The following is a 21,813-nucleotide window of genomic DNA, read 5'->3' as shown; positions in this document are numbered from 1 at the left end:
TATCAGATCCGCTCGATAACGGTCGTGATGCCCTGACCCAGACCGATACACATGGTGGATATACCCAGTGTCTGATCCCGGTCCTGCATTACGGTCAGCAAAGAGCCTGTGATCCGCGTGCCGGAGCAGCCAAAGGGATGGCCCAGGGCAATCGCGCCGCCGTGGACGTTCACTTTGTCTTCCATGTCATCCAAGAGCTCAAGATCTTTAAGCACGGGCAGTGCCTGCGCGGCAAAAGCCTCGTTAAGCTCTACCATCTCGATGTCCTTCATGGTCAGGCCGAGCTTCTTCAGCGCTTTTTGCGTAGAAGGTACCGGGCCGTAACCCATGATGGAGGGATCGACGCCGGCGGTCGTCATGGCGTTGATCTTGGCGATGGGCTTAAGGCCTAGCGCCTGAGCTTTTTCGTAGGACATCACGAGCATGGCCGATGCGCCATCCGAAATCTGCGAGGACTGACCAGCGGTAACTGTGCCGCCCTGGGGGTTAAAGGCCGGTGGCAGTTGCGCCAGGCTTTCCATGGTTGTTTCCGGGCGGATGGTCTCATCGCGCTCTACGGCAATGAGTCCACCTTGGGCGTCATGGCCTTCTACGGGAATAATTTCCCGAGCGAATTTGCCTGCTTCGGTCGCTTGGTGCGCCAGTTGGTGCGAGCGCACGCCCATTTTGTCCTGATCTTCGCGGCTGACGCCATGCATCAGGGCCAGATATTCGGCGGTCATGCCCATCATGCCCGCAGCTTTGGCTACGTTAAGACCCATACGCGGGTTTACGTCAACATCGTCCATCATCGGCAGGTGGCCCAAGTGCTCCACACCGCCCACAAGATAGACATCACCCAGCCCCGCCATGATGCTCGCCGCTGCGGTGTGCATGGCAGACATGGACGAACCACACAGCCGGTTAACGGTCTGCGCGGGAATGGTAAACGGCAGCTGTGCCCCGAGTACCAGCATGCGGGCCAGGTTCATGCCCTGCTCACCGCGCTGCAGCACGCAGCCCCAGATCAGGTCGTCGATCTCGGCAGGATCGAGTTTTGCGTTACGGGCCAGCAGGCCCTTGATAACCGCGACAGACAAATCGTCCGCGCGAACGTTGCGAAAACAGCCATTCTTGGACCGGCCCATGGCGCTGCGGGCGTAGTCGACGATGACCGCGTCTCTTGGATTAACACTCATCTTAAATACTCTCCCTGTGCGCTTAGTAGTAGGTCTCGCCGGCGGCGAGTTTGGCGCGCATACCGTCGGTCAGTTCATAGGCTTTGCCAAGGTGGGCAAACTTTTCGGATTGCTCGGCAATGTGTGCAAGGCCCACGGAATCCATCCAGCGGAACACGCCTCCACGGAAGGGCGGAAAGCCAATACCGTAGAGCAGGGCCAGATCGGCCTCGGCGGCGGAGCCTACGATGCCTTCTTCCACACAGCGCGCAAGCTCTGTGCACATGGGCAGCATCATGCGAGCGATGATTTCTTCGCGATCGAACTCCTTACGCTCTGCGGTAATCGGTGCAAGCAGTTCGTAAGTCTCCTGGGAGACAGTCTTCTTTGGCTTGCCGCGCTTGTCCATGACATATTCGTAAAAGCCCTTGCCGTTCTTTTGGCCAAGGCGATCGTTCTCAAACATGGTCTCTGTCGCAGTCTTAAAGTCCATCTTCATGCGGTCGGGGAAGCCTTCGGCCATGACGCCGGCAGCGTGAACGCCGGTGTCGATGCCCACCACGTCAGACAGGTAAGCAGGACCCATAGGCCAGCCCCAGCGCTCCATCACCTTGTCTACCGCTTGGAAGTCAGCGCCATCGCGGACCAGCTTTGAGAATCCATCGAAGTAGGGGAAGAGCACGCGATTCACCAGGAATCCCGGGCAGTCGTTTACGACTACGGCTTTTTTGCCCATGCGGTTGGCATAGGCCACGGTGCGTGCGATTGCCGTATCGGATGTCTTGGCACCGCGAATAACCTCAACCAGCGGCATGGCATGCACTGGATTGAAGAAGTGCATGCCACAGAAGTTCTCGGGACGCTCTAAAGCCTCGGCAAGAAAGTCGATAGAAATGGTAGAGGTGTTCGATGCCAGCACGGCATCAGGGCTGATGTGCTTTTCGGTCTCAGCCAGTACCGCATGCTTGACCTTGGGGTTCTCAACGACGGCTTCGACAACGATATCGACGCTATCAAAACCCTCGTAGGTGAGTGTGGGGTCAATGTTGTTGAGTACTTCACCCATCTTGTCGGCGGTCATGCGACCTCGGGATACTCGCTTGGCCAGCAGCTTGTTGGCCTCGGCCAGACCCAGGTCCAGGCCAGCTTGGGCGATGTCCTTCATCTTGATAGGCACGCCTTTGAGCGAGCTCTGGTAAGCGATACCGCCACCCATGATGCCGGCCCCCAAAACAGCCGCGCGGGCGATGGGCTTGTCAGCCTTTTTCTCCCAGCCCTTGGCGGTTTTTGCCAGTAGCTGATCGTTCAGGAACAGGCCGACCATGGCAGCTGCCACGTCGGTTTTGGCTAGCTCGGCAAATCCGGCGCTCTCTACCTTTAGCGCGTCTTCCAGACCCATGCCGCGGGCAGCTTCGATAACTTCTACGACCTTGATGGGAGCGGGGTAATTTTTACCCGCTTGCTGGGCGATCATGGACTTGATGGTAAAGAAGGCCATCATCGCTTCGGTGTCATTAAGGGGCAGAGGCGAGCTCTTGGCGCTGCGTCGGCCTTCGATATCGAGCTTGCCGGCAATGGCTGATTCAAGCGTGGTCATGGCTACATCGTGAAGTTGCTCGGGCGCGGCAATAGCGTCAACGGCACCAGCTTTAATAGCAGCCTCTGCGCTTTGCTCTTTGCCGGTGGCCATCCACATAACGGCTTCGTCTACCCCGATGATGCGTGGCAGACGAACCGTGCCACCCCAGCCCGGGAGAATGCCCAGCTTGGTCTCGGGCAAGCCGACTTTAGCGGCGGTGCTCATGACGCGAAGGTCGCAAGCCAGACAGATCTCTAATCCGCCGCCCATCGCGAAGCCATTAATGACGGCAACGGTTGGGAAGGGCAGGTTCTGCAGACGGCTGAAGTTAGCGTTCTGGCCACCAGAGAAGGCCTGAATCTCTTCTACCGTGGCATCAAACATGGCCGTGAACTCGGTAATGTCTGCGCCGACGATGAATACGCCTTTGCCGCTGGTGACCAGCAGGCCACGGACATCGGACTCTTTATCCAGCGCATCGAGGGCCTCGGTAAGGCTCTGCACGGTGAGTTGATTGAACTTATTGACGGATTCGCCCTTAAGGTCGAATTGCATCTCGAGTATGCCGTTGTCGTGACGGCGGAGCGTAATCGCATCGCTCTGGTAGATCATGGCGTGATTCCTGTGGTGAGCGCCTGCTTGCGCAGGCCTTTATCGGTCGTTTGCTGCTGATGCCGAGCCAGACCGAATTGTAGGCTGCGCATGATCCTCTTGCATGTGTTCACTGTCAATATGGCGACAACAATGCCCAATGGGGCTTTGACGTTGTTGCGTTGATCGTTGCGTTGATCGTTGCGTTGATCGTTGTGTCGAGAAGCCTAGGTTCTGGCTGGCTTACGTGACGTGACTAGCGCCATAGGGACCGAGATGCAGACAAGTGCGTAAAGCCAGGCATATATGTTGAGAACTTGATGTGGAATCAACTCAAGCGTTGAGGCTCTCTCAATTCGCGGTAACGCCAATATACGAAGGCGATGGTTGCCATTGATCCGATAATCATAATCACGAAATAGGTTACTGCGACGACGAGGTTTGTGTTCGAGCTGATTATGGAGGTTTCGGAGTTCATGAACTCCAGTTGATCTCGGATCGAAGTAAGCATCCTCCCCGTTGCTGCCCCTCGGATCATGAACAGGAGCGAGGAAGCAACGTAGAGAAATACTGTTACAGCAAGCACCGGAAGAGGGATTCTTTCTTCCACGAGATAGGACGCGACGAGCAGCGCAAAGGAAACCGTGAGCCAAAACTCGAAGTTGCTATCCAGTGCCTGTGAAGATTCGATAAAGAGGCTGAAGAGCTCTGCTTCATTCAAGATGTGCACCCCGATGGATAACGGTGAATTGACGGGCGTTATGTACTTGTCGATTTACGAATACACAGCTTTAACACATTCTCATGGAACAACGGCTGGTTCAACGAATTTTACGAACCAGAAGCAGCGGGCGTAGCAGAAAGAGCTCGCAGCCTGGAGCTCAGCTAACAGCCGCCTTTCGATGCTCCCGAACATGCAGACCGACATCCATGGCGGTCTTTAGCCCGACAAGAACAATAAGCAAAAACAACGGTTGCCCCAGCGACATGATCGCGAAGCCACCCGCGATGATCGTGATGTGCAGAATTACGATGCGTTTATAGGGTGCGGCCATCAGACCATTGACTGTCGCTGAGGCCCGCTCGTCGGCGATCAAAAAATTGCTCACAAAGGAGTAGCCGTGACTGATGGTCAGGCCGATAAAGGCGATGACCCACTCCCGAGGCGCCAGAGCGAATACCTGCTCAACAACCTGAAACAACAGCTGCAGAAACACCAGAAACAAAGGCCAGGGGGTTTCATCGCCAAAGCTTGTCGGGGCGTCGAACAAGATGCGGAGAATAAAGAATCCGTGCACGGCGCAGAACCCCCCGTAGTGCATAAGAAAGAACAGCGATGGGAATACAGCCTGTATGCCGCCAACACTGGCCATCTTGATGACGTTGTAGGCCCCAAGAATCAGGTTCTCGGACCAATACAAAATGATCAGGGCGCCTACGTCCCAGTCAAAGAGTAAAACACCCAGTAAGGGGAGCAGGTTTGCGGTAATGAGCAGGGCAAGATTAAGTTGTCTGCGACGCCCTTGGTAAAAGGCTGTGGGCTGCTGCTGTGGGGGAGGGGAGTTTGGGGGTGTCATGCTCGGCATGGCGCCTTTAGGGGAGTCAGGACAGGGCTTGATAGCGTCCGCCCTGTTTCTTGATCTTAATGCTTAGTGCAAGGTTCTTCCCGGACGCATGGCCTCGCGTACTTCCATGTCTTCGGTGACTTCCTGTTCTTGCACGAAGTGCCTGAGTCGACCCACGACACTGGTCATGACATCGATGGTCTGACTGATCTGATCAAGAGCCATGAGAATGGTCTCGTTGTCATTTCGCTCTGGCTCTTGTTCTTGCTCTAGCTCTTGTTGTTCATCTTTCATGGTTGTAGCTCGCAGTGAACGGCTGGAACGCTTCGAAGTGGCTGCTGACGATGGTCGTCAGCAGCCGTGCAGGTACTCAATCCCAAGACAGGGCTCCGCCCGTCTGATACTCAATCACGCGCGTCTCAAAGAAGTTCTTCTCTTTACGCAGGTCCATGATTTCGCTCATCCATGGGAAGGGATTTTGAACGCCAGGGAACTGCTCAGGCAGACCAATCTGCGACAGACGGCGGTTGGCGATGAACTGGAGATACTCTTCCATCATTGCCGCGTTCATGCCCAGTACACCGCGGGGCATGGTGTCTCGTGCATATTCGATCTCAAGCTGGGTGCCTTCCAGAATCATCTGAATCGCTTCTTGCTTGAATTCTTCAGTCCACAGGTGTGGGTTCTCGAGCTTGATCTGATTGATCACATCGATGCCGAAGTTCAGGTGCATGGACTCGTCGCGAAGGATGTACTGGAATTGCTCTGCAACGCCGGTCATCTTGTTGCGCCGGCCCATGGACAGAATCTGTGTGAACCCGCAGTAGAAGAAGATGCCTTCGGTAACCGCATAAAAGCCGATGAGATTGCGCAGCAGTGTCTGATCTGACTCCGTGGTGCCGGTGTTGAAGTTCGGGTCTGACAGCTCGTGGGTTTTGCTCAGGCTCCAGGCTGCTTTTTTAGCGACCGAAGGTACTTCGCGGTACATGTTAAAGACTTCGCCTTCGTCCATGCCCAGTGACTCAATGCAGTACTGGTAGGCGTGGGTGTGAATAGCTTCTTCGAAGGCCTGGCGCAGCAGGTACTGTCGGCATTCAGGGTTTGTGATCAGTCGGTATACCGCGAGCACCAGGTTGTTGGCTACCAGCGAGTCTGCGGTAGAGAAATACCCCAGGCTACGCTCAACAATACGACGCTCGTCGTCCGTGAGCCCTTCGGGGTTCTTCCACGTGGCCACATCGGCGGTCATGTTGACCTCCTGAGGCATCCAGTGGTTCGCGCAACCGTCGATGTATTTCTGCCATGCCCAGTCGTACTTGAACGGTACGAGCTGATTGAGATCCGCCCGGCAGTTGATCATGGCCTTTTCGTCAATGGATACCCGTGCTGCACCCATTTCGAGCTCTTCCAGGCCTGCAGCGACATTCAGCTTACGCAAGGCTTCAGCAGCGGCATCGATATTTGCTTTCGCTTCTGCTGTCAGCTCTACCTCTGCGTCCGCCGAAGTCTCTACCTTGGCTTCCACTTTGGCTTCTACCTTTGCTTCTGCAACAGGAGCCTCTATCGCCGCACTTTGCTGTGCTTCGGCGGCTTCGCTTGCTTGAATGTCAGCAAGATTCGCTGCAGCAGCTTCTGCCATGGCAGGCTCTGCCACGGCGGTGTTGCCAGCGTCTTCTGCGTGGTAATCATCCCAATTCAACATCTTGTCACTCCTTTTCGTGAACCGTTGAATGGCCGCCCCCAAAGCGACCACGGTCTTTCTATTAATCGGTGCGAACCGCAACGCGGTAACGCACCCTTGGTTCTGACTTGTATCTTTACCTGTCCGGCTTTATTGGCAGGCTTCGCAGTCTGGATCATCCAATGAACAAGCCAGCGGCACAGGTGCCGGCGCAGGCTCTGCGCTTGAGGACACTGCGTTAAGTTGACCCGTATCTATGGTCGACTTCTCAGTGCCTGTAGCTGCCAAAGAGCGCAGGTAATAAGTAGTCTTGAGGCCGCTGTACCAAGCCATGCGATAAGTGATATCCAACTTCTTACCACTGGCATTGTTGATGTACAGATTCAGGGACTGCGCCTGATCGATCCACTTCTGACGGCGGCTTGCACACTCGACGATCCACTTGGGCTCGACCTCAAAGGCATTCGAGTAGATAGCTCGCAGATCTGCTGGAATACGCTCGATAGACTGAACACTGCCATCGTAATACTTAAGGTCGTTAACCATCACGCTATCCCATAGTCCCCGCGCCTTCAGGTCGTTGACAAGGTATGGGTTGACTACCGTGAACTCTCCAGAGAGGTTCGATTTCACGTAGAGGTTTTGATACGTCGGCTCAATGGACTGCGATACACCGGTGATATTGGCAATGGTCGCGGTAGGTGCGATGGCCATCACGTTGGAGTTGCGCATACCGCGAGCTTTGACGGACTCTCGCAGAGTCGCCCAGTCCATGGTCATGGAGCTATCGACCTTGATGTAGTCGCTGCCGCGTTCGTCAACCAGTTTGCTCAGTGAGTCGATGGGCAAAATACCCTGACTCCAGAGCGAGCCCTCGTAGCTGGAGTAGGCACCGCGCTCCTCTGCCAGGCTGCTTGATGCGTCGATGGCGTAGTAGCTGATCGCTTCCATAGACAGATCGGCAAATTTGACGGCTTCGTCTGACCCGTAGGCGATGTGCTGCTTGTAAAGCGCGTCCTGAAAGCCCATCAATCCCAGGCCCACCGGGCGATGACGGAAGTTTGAGTTGCGCGCTGTGTCTACCGAGTAGTAGTTAATATCGATGACGTTATCGAGCATGCGCACGGCGGTGCGAACGGTTTGTTCGAGTTTCTCGAGGTTTAGACCGTTCTCGTCGATGTGCTGTGGCAGGTTGATTGAGCCCAGGTTGCATACGGCGATCTCGTCGGCGCTGGTGTTCAGGGTGATCTCCGTACACAGGTTCGAAGAGTGCACCACGCCAGCGTGTTGTTGCGGGCTGCGAAGGTTGCATGGATCTTTGAAGGTCATCCAGGGGTGCCCTGTCTCGAACAACATGCCAAGCATTTTGCGCCACAGGTTTTGGGCTTTGACGGTCTTGTGATTCTTGATGTCGCCGCTTGCGGCCATGGCTTCATAAGCGCCGTAGCGCTCTTCAAAGGCCTTGCCGTAGAGGTCGTGAAGATCAGGTACATCGTTAGGTGAAAAGAGTGTCCAATCACCGTCATCGAATACCCGCTTCATAAAGAGGTCTGGAATCCAGTTGGCGGTATTCATGTCATGGGTGCGTCGTCGATCGTCGCCGGTGTTTTTACGCAGTTCGACAAACTCTTCGATATCCATGTGCCAGGTTTCGAGGTAGGAGCACACCGCGCCCTTGCGCTTGCCGCCCTGATTGACCGCCACTGCTGTGTCGTTCACAACCTTCAGGAAGGGAACAACACCCTGGGACTTGCCATTGGTGCCCTTGATATACGAGCCAAGTGAGCGGACCGGTGTCCAGTCATTGCCTAGACCGCCAGCAAACTTGGAGAGCATGGCGTTGTCCTGAATTGCGCCGTATATGCCGTGGAGGTCGTCGGGCACGGTGGTCAGGTAGCAAGAAGAGAGCTGAGGTCGCAACGTGCCAGCGTTAAACAAAGTCGGCGTCGAGCTCATGTAATCAAAGGACGAAAGCAGGCGGTAAAACTCTATGGCTCTTGCTTCTCGGTGCTCTTCTTCTACAGCGAGGCCCATGGCAACGCGCATAAAGAAGATCTGTGGCAATTCGATACGTACTTCGTCGCTGTGGATAAAGTAACGGTCGTAAAGTGTTTGCAGCCCCAGGTAAGTGAACTGCAGGTCACGCTCTGGAAGAATTGCGGCTCCGAGTTGCTCAAGATCGTAGTCGGCCAGTGTCGGATCCAGAAGCTCGAGCTCAACGCCGCGTTTGATGTATGCAGCCAGTGCCTCGGGGTAATACCTGTCCATATCGCCCTGGGTCGCGCTTTCTGCCACGCCGAGGAACGTCAGGGCTTCGGAGCGGAGATTGTCGCAGAGTAGTCGCGCAGAGGCGTAGGTGTAGTTGGGCTCTTGCTCGATCAGTGTGCGAGCCGTGATAACCAAAGAAGTGGCAAGCTCCTGAATGCTCACGCCGTCATAGAGGTTGCGCAATGCTTCGTCGAGAATGCGGGCTTCGGAGACGTCTTCCAGGCCGGCACAGGCTTCACTGACGATGATATGCAGGCGCTCTAGATCCAGCGGGGCTTTACTGCCATCCAGTTGCACTACATTGATTCGGTCTGCGGCTTGTTGTGTCTCGGCAGACAGGGATTGTCGCGCGGCACGTTTGACTGCTTGCTGCTCTCGATAGATCACATAATCGCGAGCGATTTTGTGTTCGCCAGCGCGCATCAGAGACAGCTCGACCTGGTCTTGCACGTCTTCGATGTGGATGGTGCCACCTGACGGCATGCGTCGCTTGAACGTCGCCGTGACCATCTCGGTGAGCTTGGCGACGGTTTCGTGAATACGGCTGGAGGCTGCCGCCGTGCCGCCTTCGACCGCTAGGAATGCCTTGGTGATGGCGACGGATATTTTGCTGGCCTCGAACGGAACGACAGTACCGTTACGTTTGATGACGCGCAGTTGTCCGGGTGCTGTTGCCGTTACTTCTGCCTGGCTCGCAGAGGCGCTGCTTGCTGCGGTGTTTTCTGCCACCGTGTCTTTAAGACCGTCGGTGAGAGTTGCTTCCCTGCCCTGACTGGTTTGCATGGTCACTCGTGTTCACTCCTTTAAAAACTCTGTAACTACTTTTTAGTTTGATTTTTTGGTTTTGCTTTATTTCTGTGTTCTACACTAATGGAACTTTAAGGTTTTTCGCGAATTTTTAACGTCAATCAACGCTTTTTGGGGAATATAGACCCCTGTCGCACCAGGACTCATAGAGAGGAGGTGTGACATCCTGTTTTTTCACTTTTGTTGGAGTTCGGATCAGTTTCCAGATATTTACGGTCAACTTCGCGTTTGTTATTTACTTTTATTGGTAACCCTATTGAAAGCAAAAGACCTCCCGTTACATTGCAACGCGCCGTTTGAGCAAACTGGGATGACTTCCTGCTCGATATACGATACACAGCACGACCTGAAACGCTAGATATAGGGTTGGTGTCACCGAAGACCTACAAGATAAAGCGCTATCCGAGGGAAAGCAAGCGCCTTAGTCTGAGTTTATCTTGTGGATAAGGTGTGTGAAGCCTGTGATGTCCGTGCTTACTAACCCCAGAGGCCCAGTAAACGGGAAAAGTCCGCTGATCATCGTGAATCTGCGGCGGTGTAGGCGCGTTGGACCGATTTATTCTAAGCGGACCAGCGGCTATGCAGCTTGGTTATTTGCTTGCTGAGTTAAGGTACTCAGGCGCCCAGTAGAAGCCGCTCGACGAGTGCTTTTTGCGCATGTAATCGGTTTTCTGCCTCATCCCAGATAATGGTATCGGGCGCGTCCATTAGCTCGGCGCTGATCTCTTCGCCCCGATGCGCCGGCAGGCAGTGCATGTACAGTGCATCCGTTGCTGCCGCGTTAAGCAGCGAAGTATTCAGCTGAAACGGCGCCATCGCTGCCGCACGACGGGCCTGTTCCTCTTCCTGGCCCATAGATGCCCACACGTCAGTAACCAGTAAAGACGCACCCTCGACCGCGTCTCTGGCATCGTGAACCACTTTTACGCGGTCGCTGTTAGCGCTCACCAGGTCTGCCCGGGGCTCGAAGCCTTTCGGGCAGGCGATATTCAATTGAAAATCAAACTGCCGGGCGGCATTAATGTAGGAGTGACACATGTTATTGCCATCACCCAGCCAGCAGACGGTCTTTCCTTTTATGGACCCGCGGTGCTCGCGATAGGTTTGCATGTCAGCGAGTAACTGGCAGGGGTGGAATTCGTCAGTAAGCGCATTGATGACCGGCACACTGGAATACGCGGCAAAGCGTTCGACAATGTCGTGACCAAAAGTGCGGATCATGACTATGTCGACCATAGAAGAGATGACTCGCGCGCTATCTTCTATCGGCTCGCCGCGACCCAGCTGAGTGTCTCCCGGGGAGAGAAACATGGCATGGCCGCCCATCTGCGCCATGCCCGATTCAAAAGACACCCGCGTACGGGTCGATGATTTGGCAAAAATCATCGCCATGACGCTGCCGGGAAACTGCGGGGAGGGCTCCCCGGCGCGGTGTGCCGCCTTGAGTTCTATGGCGCGATCGATGAGCGTATCAAGCTCTTGGGGTGAAAGATCCTGAAGTGTTAAGAAATGCTGAGTGCTCACGCGGTACCTGCCATGGTTTGGTTCTGGGTCAGCCAGTGATCAACGACGCTTGCCAGGGTTTCGCCCAGCTGGCGCCCTTGCTCGTCGGTCATGACCAGCGGAGGGAGGAGTCGGATGGTTCGTGCGGCGGTGACGTTGATCAGTAATCCAGCTTCCAGTGCTAGCGCCACCAAGGCGCCGCAGTCCTGTTTGAGTTCGATGCCTATCATCAGTCCTGCGCGCCGGTATTCCTGTACGGCGTCCTGATGCTGTAACGCCTGCTGAAAACTCCCTACGATGCGCTGCCCCAGCGGTTGCGCCCGTTCCTGTAGTTGTTCTGTCGCGAGGGACTCCAGGACGGCTCCGGCGGCGGCGCAAGCCAGTGGGTTGCCTCCGTAGGTGGAGCCGTGATGCCCTGGTGCAAAAGTTTGGGCAGCTTCACCTCGGGCCAGGCAGGCCCCGATGGGGACGCCATTGCCCAGCGCTTTAGCTGTGCTAACGATGTCGGGTTTGACGTCTGTCTGCTGATAATAAAAGTAGCTGCCGGTGCGGCCGTTGCCTGACTGCACTTCGTCGAAAATCAGCAACCAGCCTTGTTTTTTGCACAGTGCTGCTGCGGCGCTGAGATAGTCCAGGTCCAGGGGGTGTATGCCGCTTTCCCCTTGCACTGGCTCCAGCATCAATGCGGCGATATCGCTATGGCGCTGCGCCAGCTGTCTAAGCGCGTCCAGATCGTTGCGCGGTGCGCGGAGAAAGCCTTCGACCATGGGGCCAAAGCCCGCCTGAATTTTGCTATTGCCCGTGGCCGATAGCGCAGCGAGGGTCCGCCCGTGAAAGGCGCCTTCGAGGGCCACAATCTGCGGCCTGCCGATCCCCCGGTGGTGAGCATGCAGGCGTGCGAGCTTTATGGCCGCTTCGTTGGCTTCGGCCCCGGAGTTACTAAAAAAGACGCGTTCCATGGCAGCGCGGCGGGTGAGTTCCTCGCCGACTTGCTCCTGAAGATCAATGCGATAAATGTTGGAGCAGTGCAGCAGTTTGGCTGCCTGCTCGGTAATGGCCGCAGTTACGCGGGGGTGTGCGTGTCCCAGGTTGGTTACGGCGATGCCAGACAGCCCGTCCAGAAAGGATTGTCCCTCACTACTAAACAGCTCTGCGCCACGACCGTGGCTAAAGCTCACGGGCAGCGGGGAATAGGTACTCATCAAGGCTGACATGGCGTTGCCCAGGCAAAAGCGTCGTTAAGGGTTTGTTTACGGGGTTCAGTAAAACACAGTGATACCCGGAAATTAAAAAAGCAGCGCCCGCGCTGCCTCCATAAAACTATAGCTACTCTTTGGATGGCTGACAATTTTTAACGACGAACAAATCGCCGTGGCGCCCACGCTACTAATCCTAGTAAAATACTCGGACATTCGAATATTCAATGGGGTTTTAGCATGGACGTAATGGAGCAGATCAAGGAGCAGGTAGAGCAGAATCAAGTGCTGCTGTATATGAAGGGCTCACCGAATCAGCCGCAGTGCGGATTTTCTGCGCGAGTAGTACAGGCTCTTATGGCCTGTGGTCAGCGCTTTGCTTATGTCGATATCCTGAGCAATCCTGAAATTCGGTCCAACCTGCCTACCTATGCGAATTGGCCGACCTTTCCACAATTGTGGGTGAAGGGAGAATTGATTGGTGGTTGTGACATCGTCACAGAGATGCATGAGAAAGGTGAGTTAGAGCCTCTGGTACGCGAGGCATCCGAGGCCGCGTAAGTCGTTTAAGCAGGGCGTTTAGTAGAGATAACAGGCAGGGCCGTGAGGCCCTGCCATGCTGCCCATCAGGCAACAGGTTTAACGGTGTTCATGGCCGTCTGCAGGTAGTTCTGTATACCCACTTTATCGATCAGGCTTAGCTGAGTTTCCAGCCAATCGACGTGGTCTTCCTCGGCAGTGAGGATTTCGACCACAAGATCACGAGAAGCATAGTCACCCACGCTTTCGCAGTAAGCCGCTGCGGCTTTTAAGTCCGCATGAGCAATGTGCTCCAGCTTGAGATCGCACTCCAGCATTTCCTGTGTGTTTTCGCCGATCATCAACTTGCCCAGGTCCTGAAGGTTGGGTAATCCCTCCAAAAACAGAATGCGCTCTACCAGTTGGTCTGCATGCTTCATCTCGTCGATGGATTCGTGATATTCGTGGTCAGCGAGCTCTACCAGCCCCCAGTCCTTGTACATCCGGGCGTGGAGAAAATACTGATTTATCGCGACAAGTTCGTTGGCAAGTATGCGGTTCAGGTGTTCTATGACTTTTGGATCGCCTTTCACGGGGTGGAGCTCCTTAATTGCTTCAAATTATCTGAATCGCTGGCGACTGCCTGTGCCGGCGAAGCTGTGCTTGGGTTAAGTCTTTCGTTGCCGGAACGTCTGCCATTCCGGGTTTTGTTGTATCTGGGAAGTGTAGCGGCTGGAACTGTGACGGGGCCAGATAAATTGTCGAGAACACAAATGAAAAGCATTAGCAATCAACAAGCTGGTGCGCTACTGCGCAGTAGCTGCGGTCCGTGATTGACGGGGGACTGTGCCGAACGACCTTGGGTTTAGGCGGGGGACGCTGCTGCGTAGAACAAGCTTTTGCCCAGGTTTGTTTGCGCTGACGTGTCGTCAAGAAAGCTCAACGCTTGCTCAGTGCAGCTGCCACATTGGCTGCCTACGCCGAGTTCGTCGCGCAGCAGCTGCAGGGATGTTGCGCCCTCGGCTACGGCGTTTTTGATCTGCTTGTCTGTAATGCCGTTGCAGATGCATACGTACATGCTGTTCCTGCTCCAGAAGTGACTTGAAGTGCCAAGTTATTTTAAATGAGAATAATTGTCAATACTATTTACAGGCAGTCCCGCTGCTTCAGGCTCAGGTATAATTCCGCGCCCTAAATAAAGAGATCTTGGTCATGAACGCAGCTACGCCCGCGGAAATTCTCGCGGAAATGCGCACGATGGCGCTCGCCGCACGCGCGGCGTCAAGGCAGTTACTTGCGTCGGCGACGGATGCTCGGAATCAGGCTCTTCTGGCCGCCGCCGATATTCTTCACGAGCGTCGCGAAGCGTTAAGTGAGGCCAATGCGCTGGACATGCAGCGGGCACGGGAGAATGACCTGGATTCCGCTTTGCTGGATCGTCTGGAACTGACGCCCGCGCGGATTGACGACATGCTTGATGGTCTGCGTCAGGTCGCGGCTTTGCCCGATCCTGTGGGGGCAATCCGCGATATGCGCACACGGCCTTCGGGTATTCGAGTAGGGAAGATGCGCGTGCCCCTGGGTGTGGTGGGCATCATTTACGAATCACGTCCCAATGTGACTGCCGATGCCGCCAGCTTATGTCTTAAGTCCGGCAATGCAGCGATTCTTCGCGGCGGCTCCGAAGCCCTGCATTCAAACACGGTAATAGCCGCGGCTATGGCCGATGGCCTTGCCGTGGCTGGTTTGGACGGCGCTGCGGTGCAGCTGATACAAACCCGCGATCGGGCTGCGGTTGGCGCCTTGCTGGGCCTTGAGGGGCTGGTGGATGTTGTCATTCCCCGGGGCGGTCGCAGTCTTATCGAACGAATTAGCAAAGAAGCCCGCGTACCCGTTATCAAACATTTGGATGGTGTTTGCCATGTGTATATAGACGATGGCGCCGACCCGGATATGGCCGTGGCCATCGCGGTCAATGCCAAGACGCATCGCTACGGGACCTGCAACACCATGGAAACGCTGCTCATTCATCAGAAGGAGGCCGCCCAGTTGTTACCTTCACTGGCCAAGGCCTACCTGGATGCTGGCGTAGAGCTCAGAGGCTGTGCGCGAACCGTGGCTATTGTTCCCGGGGCTTCCCTCGCCACACAAGAAGACTGGGGTATGGAGTACCTCGGGCCGATTTTGTCTGTTTGCGTGGTTGATGATATCGATTCTGCCATGGCGCATATCGCCCGCTACGGTTCGGGACATACCGAGGCCATCGTGACTTCGGATTATCTGCGGTCCCAGCGTTTTCTGCGCGAGGTGGATTCAGCGTCGGTGATGGTTAACGCATCGACACGCTTTGCCGACGGATTCGAATACGGATTGGGCGCAGAAATTGGTATCTCCACTGATAAATTGCATGCCCGGGGCCCGGTAGGCCTCGAGGGGCTCACCTCAGAAAAGTATGTGGTGCTGGGTGAAGGGCAGATTCGTAGTTGAGCCAGTTGTCTGCCAGCACGGGTGCAATAGCTGTTTTCGGCGGCACGTTTAATCCCATTCATTTTGGTCATTTGCGCTCTGCCATGGAGTTGCTCGAAAGCCTGGAGCTTGATCAGCTACGTTTTATGCCTGCCAAGGAGCCCCCGCATCGGGAGCGGCCGGAGGTTAGTGCTGAGCACAGAGCCGCGATGGTAGAAATGGCGATTGCCGGTGAGCCCCGGTTTTTGTGCGACAAACGAGAACTTGATCGCCAGGGACCGTCCTACACGGTGGACAGTCTTGTGGAGCTGCGAGCCGAGTTCGGGGAGCAGCGCGGTCTGTGTCTGGTGATGGGCTGTGATGCCCTGCTGGGCTTGCCGGGTTGGCATCGCTGGGACGAGCTTCTGGATTTGGCACATCTGGTAATCATGGCGAGACCGGGGTGGCATTTGCCATCTCAGGGGCCATTGGCTGCCTTACTTCACGAACACGCCGGCAGCGTCGAGGACCTCAGTCGGCACCCCGCTGGCAAAGTGATCACCCAAACATTGCGCCTGCAGGATATCTCGGCCACAAACATTCGTGCCCTGTTACAATTGGGGCTTTCCGCACGCTACCTCCTTCCAGAGAGCGTGCTTGCATATATCGCTGAGCGTGGACTCTACGCAAAGCAGGAGTAACGGGCTATCACCCCACAAGACAAAGCAAACAACAATCCAGCACCGATGTCGGCGCAGGAACTTATGGATCTGGTCGGCGAAGCGCTGGATGATTTAAAGGGCGTCAATACTGTCACGCTTGATGTGCAAGAACTCAGCAACGTGATGGACTACCTGATTATTTGCAGTGGCACCTCCAGTCGCCATGTGAAGTCCCTTGCTGACAACGTGTCCCGTATGGCCAAGGCCGCAGGACAAATGCCGCTGGGTGTTGAGGGCGAGGATGCCGGAGAGTGGGTCCTGGTAGATCTCGGTGACGTTGTGGTGCACGTGATGCAGCCAGCGATTCGCGACTTTTATGATCTCGAGCGTCTTTGGGCGAGCACCGGCTCTACTGATGCCGGTGCGGGCGAGCACGTTCTGGATAACGGCTCCGACTGATGCGGGTAACCGTGCACTCAGTAGCGGGGAAGATGCCGCGCTGGGTAGACACTGCCGCGGGTGAATACGCAAAGCGTCTTCCCCGAGAGCTCAAACTACAATGGCGCGACGTGCCTCTGGCGGCTCGCAGCGCAAACTCTAATGCGCAGCAACTTCGAGAGCGGGAGGCCGAGTCCCTGCTCAAAGGCGTCAGTCCCAACGATCACTGTGTGGCTCTGGATGGTCGGGGGAAACCCTGGACCACTGAGGAGCTCGCCGCCCAGTTGGAAAGCTGGATGATGCAAGGCCAGGATTTGAGTCTGTTTATTGGCGGTCCCGATGGTTTGTCTGAGGACTGTCTGGCTGCTGCCAAACAGCGTTGGTCTTTGGGTCCCCTGACCTTGCCCCACCCCTTGGTGAGAGTGATTTTGGCAGAGCAGCTTTATCGTGCTTGGACAATCACCATCGGTCACCCCTATCATCGCGCCTGACACCTGCGTCGTTTTTGACAAGGACCGATGGCTACCCGCGTAGTTCTCAAAGATACTCAACGCGAACAGCGTATTTTTGGCGCCCGCAGTCTTGTGGCGCTGGGCTTTGTCACGTTGCTCCTTGGTGTGTTGTTGGCCCGGTATTACGGCCTGCAGATCAACGATTATGAAGCCTATAGCACGGCCTCTGAACGCAATCGCGTGCAGCTCCAGCCTTTGCCGCCCAAGCGAGGCCTGATTTACGATCGCAACGGCGTGCTGCTGGCTGACAACCGTCCCAGCTACACACTGTCGCTCATCATTGAGCGGGTCGACGACCTCGATGCCACCTTGGCCAGTCTGGCTGAGCTTGTGGAAATTGAAGAGAGCGACCTTGACAAGTTTCGCACTCGGGTCCGTCAGCGCCGGCCCTATGACCCTGTACCTCTGCGCTTTCGTCTTGATGACGTGGAGCAGGCTCGCATTGCGGTGAACCGGCATCGCCTCCCGGGCGTGACGGTAGAGGCCCAGTTGCAGCGCTACTATCCCCACGGCGAGCTGTTTGCGCATGCTTTGGGCTATGTGGGACGTATCAACGTTGAAGAAATGACCCAGATTGACCAGGCGGATTATCGCGGCACATTTCATATCGGCAAAATCGGTATTGAGCGGCGCTACGAAGATGAACTGCACGGTACCGTGGGTTACCAAACCGTAGAGACGAATGCCCACGGGCGGGTGCTGCGGGTGCTGGAGCGTTTTGACCCCAGTCCCGGTGAAGACCTCATTCTGCATCTTGATTACGAGCTGCAACGTGTCGCGCACGAGAAACTGGCGGGACGCCGCGGCGCCGTGGTGGCCATCGATCCACTCACCGGCGGCGTGCTGGCACTGGTGAGCACCCCTTCCTTTGACAGCAACCTTTTCGTCAACGGTATCAGTAGCCGCAACTACAACGCGCTGAGGGACTCTCCAGACGTGCCTTTGTTCAATCGCACGGTTCAGGGGCAGTATCCCCCGGGATCAACGGTCAAGCCGATGATCGCCATGGCCGGCCTCGAGGCTGGTTTGATCGACCCACTGTATACGGTCCCGGACCCCGGTTGGTATCGCCTTCCGGGTGACCGGCGGCGTTATCGAGACTGGATTTTGCGCATTCGTGGTACCGGTCATGCTCCGGAAGTGGACCTGAAAATGGCCCTGGCCGAATCCTGCGACGTGTATTTTTATGATCTTGCGCGGCGTCTCACTGTGGATGGTATCCACGATTATCTCGACCACTACGGTCTGGGTCGTCGCACGGGCATTGATACCACAGCGGAGCGCCGCGGGGTTCTTCCGTCTACCGCCTGGAAGCGCGCCGCACTGGGTCAGACCTGGTATCCCGGAGAGACATTGAGCGTAGGGATTGGCCAGGGATATATGTTGGCGACACCGCTACAGCTAGCGGTTGCCACCTCGGTGCTCGCCACACAGGGTGAGCATCGCGAGCCACGATTGGTGCAATGGTTGGGCAACGAGGCACTGGAAGCTCCTATGCTTGAGCCGCTCATGGCCGATGGCGCGAATTGGGACGCTGTCGTTGAGGGTATGCGCGAAGTGGTGCACGGTCGGCGCGGTACAGCCAAGGCTATCGCCAAAGGTATGAATTACGAAATGGCCGGTAAAACCGGTACGGCGCAGGTTATCGGTATTGCTCAGGATGCGGTTTATAACGAAGACGAAATCGACGCCAGACATCGTAATCACGGCCTGTTTATTGCCTTTGCTCCATTGGACGCGCCGACCATCGCGGTGGCGGTGATCGTCGAAAACGGTGGTGGTAGCAGTGCGGCTTATCCCATTGCCCGGGCGGTCGTTGATGCCTGGCTCGAGCGGGAAGCGAGCTAGTGTCCGAATACGTTCGTCAGATGCCCGACAACGTAGGGCCGTTAACCCGGCCCCCGGGTCTGGCCAGGAAAATGCACGTCGATGCTCCTCTCCTGGTGTTGTTGCTGGCGTTAACGGCGTACGGACTGCTGGTTCTTTATAGCGCTTCGGGGCAAAGCATGGATGCGGTTGCCCGACAGGGCAGATACTTTGTGCTGGCCTATGTGGTGATGTTTGTTATGGCCCAGTTCAGCCCCGTGCGTTGGTCTCGCTGGTCGCCCTGGGGTTACCTGTTGGGTGTGGCGCTGTTGGCGGCGGTGGCCGTGGCTGGAGTGGGTGCAAAAGGCGCCCAGCGGTGGCTGGATCTGGGGGGCTTTCGCTTTCAACCATCGGAGGTCATGAAGCTTGCGGTACCCATGACCATTGCCTGGTACCTGGGCGCCAGAGTACTCCCTCCGGCGTCAAAACATATCGTCGTTTGCCTGCTGCTCATCGTTATTCCCTGTGGACTTATTATTCGCCAGCCAGATCTGGGAACCTCCCTGCTTATCGGTGCTTCGGGCTTGTTTGGCATTTTTATGGCCGGCATTAGCTGGCGGTTCATCTTCGGTACGTTTCTAGTGGCGATTTTTTCTGCCTGGCCCGCTTGGATGTTCATGCTCGAGGACTATCAAAAGCAGCGAATCCTTACCCTGCTAAATCCCGAGAGCGACAAACTCGGGGCAGGCTGGAACATTATTCAGTCCAAGACTGCCATTGGTTCCGGCGGATGGTCGGGTAAGGGGTGGACTCAGGGCACTCAGTCTCAGCTCGATTTTTTGCCTGAGAGTCACACCGACTTTATCATTGCGGTGCTGGCCGAGGAGTTTGGGCTCCAGGGCGTTTTGCTGCTAATTGGCCTGTACATACTTATTTTACTCCGGGCATTCTGGATCGGTCTGAATGCGCAAAGTAGCTACGGTCGAATACTTTGCGGGAGTATTACGCTGACTTTCTTTGTCTACATCTTTGTTAATATGGGAATGGTCGCGGGTTTGCTGCCGGTTGTGGGCGTTCCCTTACCCCTTGTCAGTGCCGGCGGCACGTCGGTTGTGACGCTTATGGCTGGTTTTGGACTTCTTATGGCGGTCAGTACCGAGAAGCGTGTGGTGGGGCAATGATTTTGGCCTTTAACACTCAGTCGCTGGATGTCACACACATTCTCCTTTTTTTGGACTTCATCAGAGCGTAATGCATGATTCGAGAAGCTTTTATTCACACAATTTTTGGCAGGACTTGCGCTGCATTTGCCAGTGGCTTGCTGCTTATTGCACCTGTGTACGCAGATTATTCCCAGAACCCGGGAGCCCAGGCGCTGATCGAAGAGATGGTGGTGGAGCATGATTTTTCTCGGGAGGAGCTGCAGACGCTGTTTACCTCGGCCGAGCGCCAACAGAGCATTCTCGATGCGATCGCCAGACCCGCAGAGAAAACCAAGCCCTGGTATGAATATCGCGAAATTTTTCTGACGGAGCGTCGCGAGCGAGAGGGTGTAGCGTTTTTTCGTGAGCATCGAGAGGCGCTATCGCGGGCTCAGGCAGAAACCGGAGTCCCTGCCGAAGTCATCGTCTCCATCATTGGCGTCGAAACCTATTACGGGCGTATTGCCGGTAGTTACGATGTGATAGATGCGCTATCGACGCTGGCCTTTGACTATCCAAAACGATCAAAGTTTTTTACCAGCGAACTTAAGAACTTTTTACTGCTATCCCGGGAGCAGGGCTTGGACCCACTGACCCTCAAGGGCTCCTATGCAGGTGCCATGGGCTTTGGTCAGTTCATGCCCAGCAGTTATCGAGCCTATGCCGTGGATTTTGACGGCGATGATCTGGCCGATATCTGGAGCAACCCTACCGATGCAATTGGCAGTGTTGCAAACTATCTGGCCAAGCATGGCTGGCGCGCCGGAGAGCCTGTTGTGAGCGCGGCTATGGCTACAGATTCAGTGCCAGAGCAGGCGTTTGAGGGCGGCTTGAAGCCCACGCGTTCCATACAGGCTTTTGCTGAAATGGGCTTGACCGCAGAGCAACACCTGGACCCCGAAGCCCTCGCTACCGCCATGCAATTTGAACTCGCCGATGGGCATGAGTACTGGTTGGGACTGCATAATCTCTATGTGATTACCCGGTACAACCACTCAGCAATGTATGCCATGAGTGCGTTTTTGTTGAGTCAGCGTATTGCCGCAGGCGTTCAGTAATGAACAGATCGGGTTTGGCTTTGCTGCTGGTCTTTTCGGTGTCGACCCTGCTGGTTGCCTGTTCCAGCTCCGAGCCCAAAGTAGCCTGGGAGGGTGATGGGGCGCCCGTTGCGGACCTTAACCCTGATGATGTGGCCGATGCCACGCCCAGACCCGACCCAATTCTTCGCGCGGGTAACACCTCGCCCTATAGCATTGATGGAGTTGAGTATCAGGTGCTCCCCACGGCCGAGGGGTACAGCGCGAAGGGTATCGCCAGCTGGTATGGCACCAAGTTTCATGGCAACAAAACGGCCAATGGCGAGGTCTACGATCTGTACTTGGCCACTGCGGCTCACCGAAGTCTTCCCATACCCAGCTATGCCAGAGTCACTAATCTTTGGAACGGCCGCGAAATAGTTGTGCGCGTGAATGATCGTGGGCCCTTTCATCCCGACCGCTTGATTGATCTGAGCTATGCCGCAGCGGTCAAGCTGGGCTTCGTGGATAAGGGCACTGCGGAGGTGCTGGTGGAAACCATCACTTTGGCTGGCGTTGATGATCTGCGCGACAGCGAAACCGGGGCCTATCGATATTTGCAGCTGGGGGCTTTTGCAAGCCCTGAAACCGCCAACAGTCTTCGCGATGCGGTTGCGGCCTTGGTCACCGTCCCTGTGAACGTCACTCCGGTTGACGTTGGGGGACAGCGGCTTAATCGAGTAAGAGTTGGTCCGGTCGCTGATGGGGACCAGCTGCGCTATCTCCGGGACTTGCTTATGACCCGTGGCTACTCGCCGGGGCTGGCTCTGCCTTGACTGACTGTATTTTCTTGCTGTTTTTACGGC

At 55.8% G+C, this 21,813-nt stretch carries 20 protein-coding genes; 9 read left to right on the top strand and 11 right to left on the bottom strand.

The features are described 5' to 3' along the window. Positions 1–2: 2 nt before the first annotated feature. From fadA to R0135_RS09400, 9 genes are all read right to left on the bottom strand, one after another. Positions 3–1,178: an acetyl-CoA C-acyltransferase FadA gene (fadA, locus tag R0135_RS09440; protein ID WP_407346567.1), complete on the bottom strand. Its 1,176-nt coding sequence runs from the start codon at positions 1,176–1,178 to the stop codon at positions 3–5. Positions 1,179–1,200: 22 nt separating this feature from the next. Next, positions 1,201–3,348 (bottom strand): fatty acid oxidation complex subunit alpha FadB, encoded by a 2,148-nt coding sequence (gene fadB, locus R0135_RS09435; RefSeq protein ID WP_407346566.1) that lies wholly within the window; start codon positions 3,346–3,348, stop codon positions 1,201–1,203. Positions 3,349–3,655: 307 nt separating this feature from the next. Continuing rightward, the gene (locus R0135_RS09430) at positions 3,656–4,048 is read right to left on the bottom strand and encodes a hypothetical protein (protein ID WP_407346565.1); all 393 of its coding nucleotides are present in this window, start codon (positions 4,046–4,048) and stop codon (positions 3,656–3,658) included. Between the two features lie 160 nt (positions 4,049–4,208). Next, positions 4,209–4,904 carry a DUF6498-containing protein gene (locus R0135_RS09425; RefSeq protein WP_407346564.1) on the bottom strand — a complete coding sequence of 232 codons (696 nt, stop codon included), beginning with the start codon at positions 4,902–4,904 and terminating at the stop codon, positions 4,209–4,211. Between the two features lie 72 nt (positions 4,905–4,976). Beyond that, positions 4,977–5,186: a hypothetical protein gene (locus R0135_RS09420; protein ID WP_407346563.1), complete on the bottom strand. Its 210-nt coding sequence runs from the start codon at positions 5,184–5,186 to the stop codon at positions 4,977–4,979. 76 nt (positions 5,187–5,262) lie between these two features. Then, positions 5,263–6,594, bottom strand: a complete 1,332-nt coding sequence (locus R0135_RS09415) for a ribonucleotide-diphosphate reductase subunit beta (protein WP_407346562.1) — start codon at positions 6,592–6,594, stop codon at positions 5,263–5,265. 129 nt (positions 6,595–6,723) lie between these two features. Then, entirely contained in the window at positions 6,724–9,624 is a 2,901-nt protein-coding gene (locus R0135_RS09410; RefSeq protein ID WP_407349902.1) for a ribonucleoside-diphosphate reductase subunit alpha, read from the bottom strand. Positions 9,625–10,263: 639 nt separating this feature from the next. Then, on the bottom strand, positions 10,264–11,172 hold the full coding sequence (argF, locus tag R0135_RS09405; RefSeq protein WP_407346561.1) for an ornithine carbamoyltransferase: 909 nt from the start codon (positions 11,170–11,172) through the stop codon (positions 10,264–10,266). After that, on the bottom strand, positions 11,169–12,353 hold the full coding sequence (locus R0135_RS09400; protein WP_407346560.1) for an aspartate aminotransferase family protein: 1,185 nt from the start codon (positions 12,351–12,353) through the stop codon (positions 11,169–11,171). Before R0135_RS09400 ends, argF begins: the two co-directional genes overlap by 4 nt. Before the next feature lie 234 nt (positions 12,354–12,587). Between R0135_RS09400 and grxD the strand changes: the two genes are divergently transcribed. Further along, positions 12,588–12,908 (top strand): Grx4 family monothiol glutaredoxin, encoded by a 321-nt coding sequence (grxD, locus tag R0135_RS09395; protein WP_407346559.1) that lies wholly within the window; start codon positions 12,588–12,590, stop codon positions 12,906–12,908. Positions 12,909–12,973: 65 nt separating this feature from the next. On the opposite strand, the gene bfr is transcribed toward grxD, so the two are convergent. Further along, positions 12,974–13,459 (bottom strand): bacterioferritin, encoded by a 486-nt coding sequence (bfr, locus tag R0135_RS09390; RefSeq protein WP_407346558.1) that lies wholly within the window; start codon positions 13,457–13,459, stop codon positions 12,974–12,976. A 272-nt stretch (positions 13,460–13,731) separates the two neighbouring features. Then, a complete protein-coding gene (locus tag R0135_RS09385; RefSeq protein ID WP_407346557.1) occupies positions 13,732–13,944 on the bottom strand; it encodes a bacterioferritin-associated ferredoxin in 213 nt (70 codons plus the stop codon). Positions 13,945–14,078: 134 nt separating this feature from the next. Here R0135_RS09385 and R0135_RS09380 point away from each other — a divergent pair, with 134 nt between their 5' ends. The 8 genes from R0135_RS09380 to R0135_RS09345 all read left to right on the top strand — a co-directional run bounded on the left by R0135_RS09380 (position 14,079) and on the right by R0135_RS09345 (position 21,783). After that, positions 14,079–15,353, top strand: coding sequence for a glutamate-5-semialdehyde dehydrogenase (locus tag R0135_RS09380; protein ID WP_407346556.1), 1,275 nt, complete (start codon positions 14,079–14,081; stop codon positions 15,351–15,353). Further along, entirely contained in the window at positions 15,350–16,012 is a 663-nt protein-coding gene (gene nadD / locus R0135_RS09375; protein WP_407346555.1) for a nicotinate-nucleotide adenylyltransferase, read from the top strand. Before R0135_RS09380 ends, nadD begins: the two co-directional genes overlap by 4 nt. A gap of 45 nt (positions 16,013–16,057) precedes the next feature. Continuing rightward, positions 16,058–16,432: a ribosome silencing factor gene (gene rsfS / locus R0135_RS09370; protein WP_407346554.1), complete on the top strand. Its 375-nt coding sequence runs from the start codon at positions 16,058–16,060 to the stop codon at positions 16,430–16,432. Between the two features lie 32 nt (positions 16,433–16,464). Beyond that, positions 16,465–16,902, top strand: coding sequence for a 23S rRNA (pseudouridine(1915)-N(3))-methyltransferase RlmH (gene rlmH, locus R0135_RS09365; RefSeq protein ID WP_407346553.1), 438 nt, complete (start codon positions 16,465–16,467; stop codon positions 16,900–16,902). 27 nt (positions 16,903–16,929) lie between these two features. Beyond that, on the top strand, positions 16,930–18,771 hold the full coding sequence (gene mrdA, locus R0135_RS09360) for a penicillin-binding protein 2 (RefSeq protein ID WP_407346552.1): 1,842 nt from the start codon (positions 16,930–16,932) through the stop codon (positions 18,769–18,771). Continuing rightward, on the top strand, positions 18,771–19,910 hold the full coding sequence (gene rodA, locus R0135_RS09355) for a rod shape-determining protein RodA (RefSeq protein ID WP_407346551.1): 1,140 nt from the start codon (positions 18,771–18,773) through the stop codon (positions 19,908–19,910). Before mrdA ends, rodA begins: the two co-directional genes overlap by 1 nt. 74 nt (positions 19,911–19,984) lie before the next feature. Continuing rightward, on the top strand, positions 19,985–20,989 hold the full coding sequence (mltB, locus tag R0135_RS09350; RefSeq protein WP_407346550.1) for a lytic murein transglycosylase B: 1,005 nt from the start codon (positions 19,985–19,987) through the stop codon (positions 20,987–20,989). Then, positions 20,989–21,783 carry a septal ring lytic transglycosylase RlpA family protein gene (locus R0135_RS09345; protein ID WP_407346549.1) on the top strand — a complete coding sequence of 265 codons (795 nt, stop codon included), beginning with the start codon at positions 20,989–20,991 and terminating at the stop codon, positions 21,781–21,783. The genes mltB and R0135_RS09345 overlap by 1 nt, the downstream gene beginning before the upstream one ends. Positions 21,784–21,813: the final 30 nt, after the last annotated feature.

Source organism: Congregibacter variabilis (assembly GCF_045689235.1).
Taxonomy (GTDB): Bacteria; Pseudomonadota; Gammaproteobacteria; order Pseudomonadales; family Halieaceae; genus Congregibacter; species Congregibacter variabilis.
Note: the sequence above shows the minus strand (reverse complement) of the source record. Positions and strands in the feature narration are given on the sequence as shown.

Coding starts and splice junctions, on each gene's coding strand:
- R0135_RS09425 (WP_407346564.1), bottom strand. CDS start 4,904: ATGACACCCCCAAACTCCCCTCCCCCACAGCAGCAGCCCACAGCCTTT.
- fadA (WP_407346567.1), bottom strand. CDS start 1,178: ATGAGTGTTAATCCAAGAGACGCGGTCATCGTCGACTACGCCCGCAGC.
- grxD (WP_407346559.1), top strand. CDS start 12,588: ATGGACGTAATGGAGCAGATCAAGGAGCAGGTAGAGCAGAATCAAGTG.
- rlmH (WP_407346553.1), top strand. CDS start 16,465: ATGCCGCGCTGGGTAGACACTGCCGCGGGTGAATACGCAAAGCGTCTT.
- R0135_RS09345 (WP_407346549.1), top strand. CDS start 20,989: ATGAACAGATCGGGTTTGGCTTTGCTGCTGGTCTTTTCGGTGTCGACC.
- mltB (WP_407346550.1), top strand. CDS start 19,985: ATGATTCGAGAAGCTTTTATTCACACAATTTTTGGCAGGACTTGCGCT.
- R0135_RS09410 (WP_407349902.1), bottom strand. CDS start 9,624: ATGCAAACCAGTCAGGGCAGGGAAGCAACTCTCACCGACGGTCTTAAA.
- R0135_RS09420 (WP_407346563.1), bottom strand. CDS start 5,186: ATGAAAGATGAACAACAAGAGCTAGAGCAAGAACAAGAGCCAGAGCGA.
- mrdA (WP_407346552.1), top strand. CDS start 16,930: ATGGCTACCCGCGTAGTTCTCAAAGATACTCAACGCGAACAGCGTATT.
- R0135_RS09415 (WP_407346562.1), bottom strand. CDS start 6,594: ATGTTGAATTGGGATGATTACCACGCAGAAGACGCTGGCAACACCGCC.
- R0135_RS09380 (WP_407346556.1), top strand. CDS start 14,079: ATGAACGCAGCTACGCCCGCGGAAATTCTCGCGGAAATGCGCACGATG.
- fadB (WP_407346566.1), bottom strand. CDS start 3,348: ATGATCTACCAGAGCGATGCGATTACGCTCCGCCGTCACGACAACGGC.
- R0135_RS09385 (WP_407346557.1), bottom strand. CDS start 13,944: ATGTACGTATGCATCTGCAACGGCATTACAGACAAGCAGATCAAAAAC.
- rsfS (WP_407346554.1), top strand. CDS start 16,058: ATGTCGGCGCAGGAACTTATGGATCTGGTCGGCGAAGCGCTGGATGAT.
- R0135_RS09400 (WP_407346560.1), bottom strand. CDS start 12,353: ATGAGTACCTATTCCCCGCTGCCCGTGAGCTTTAGCCACGGTCGTGGC.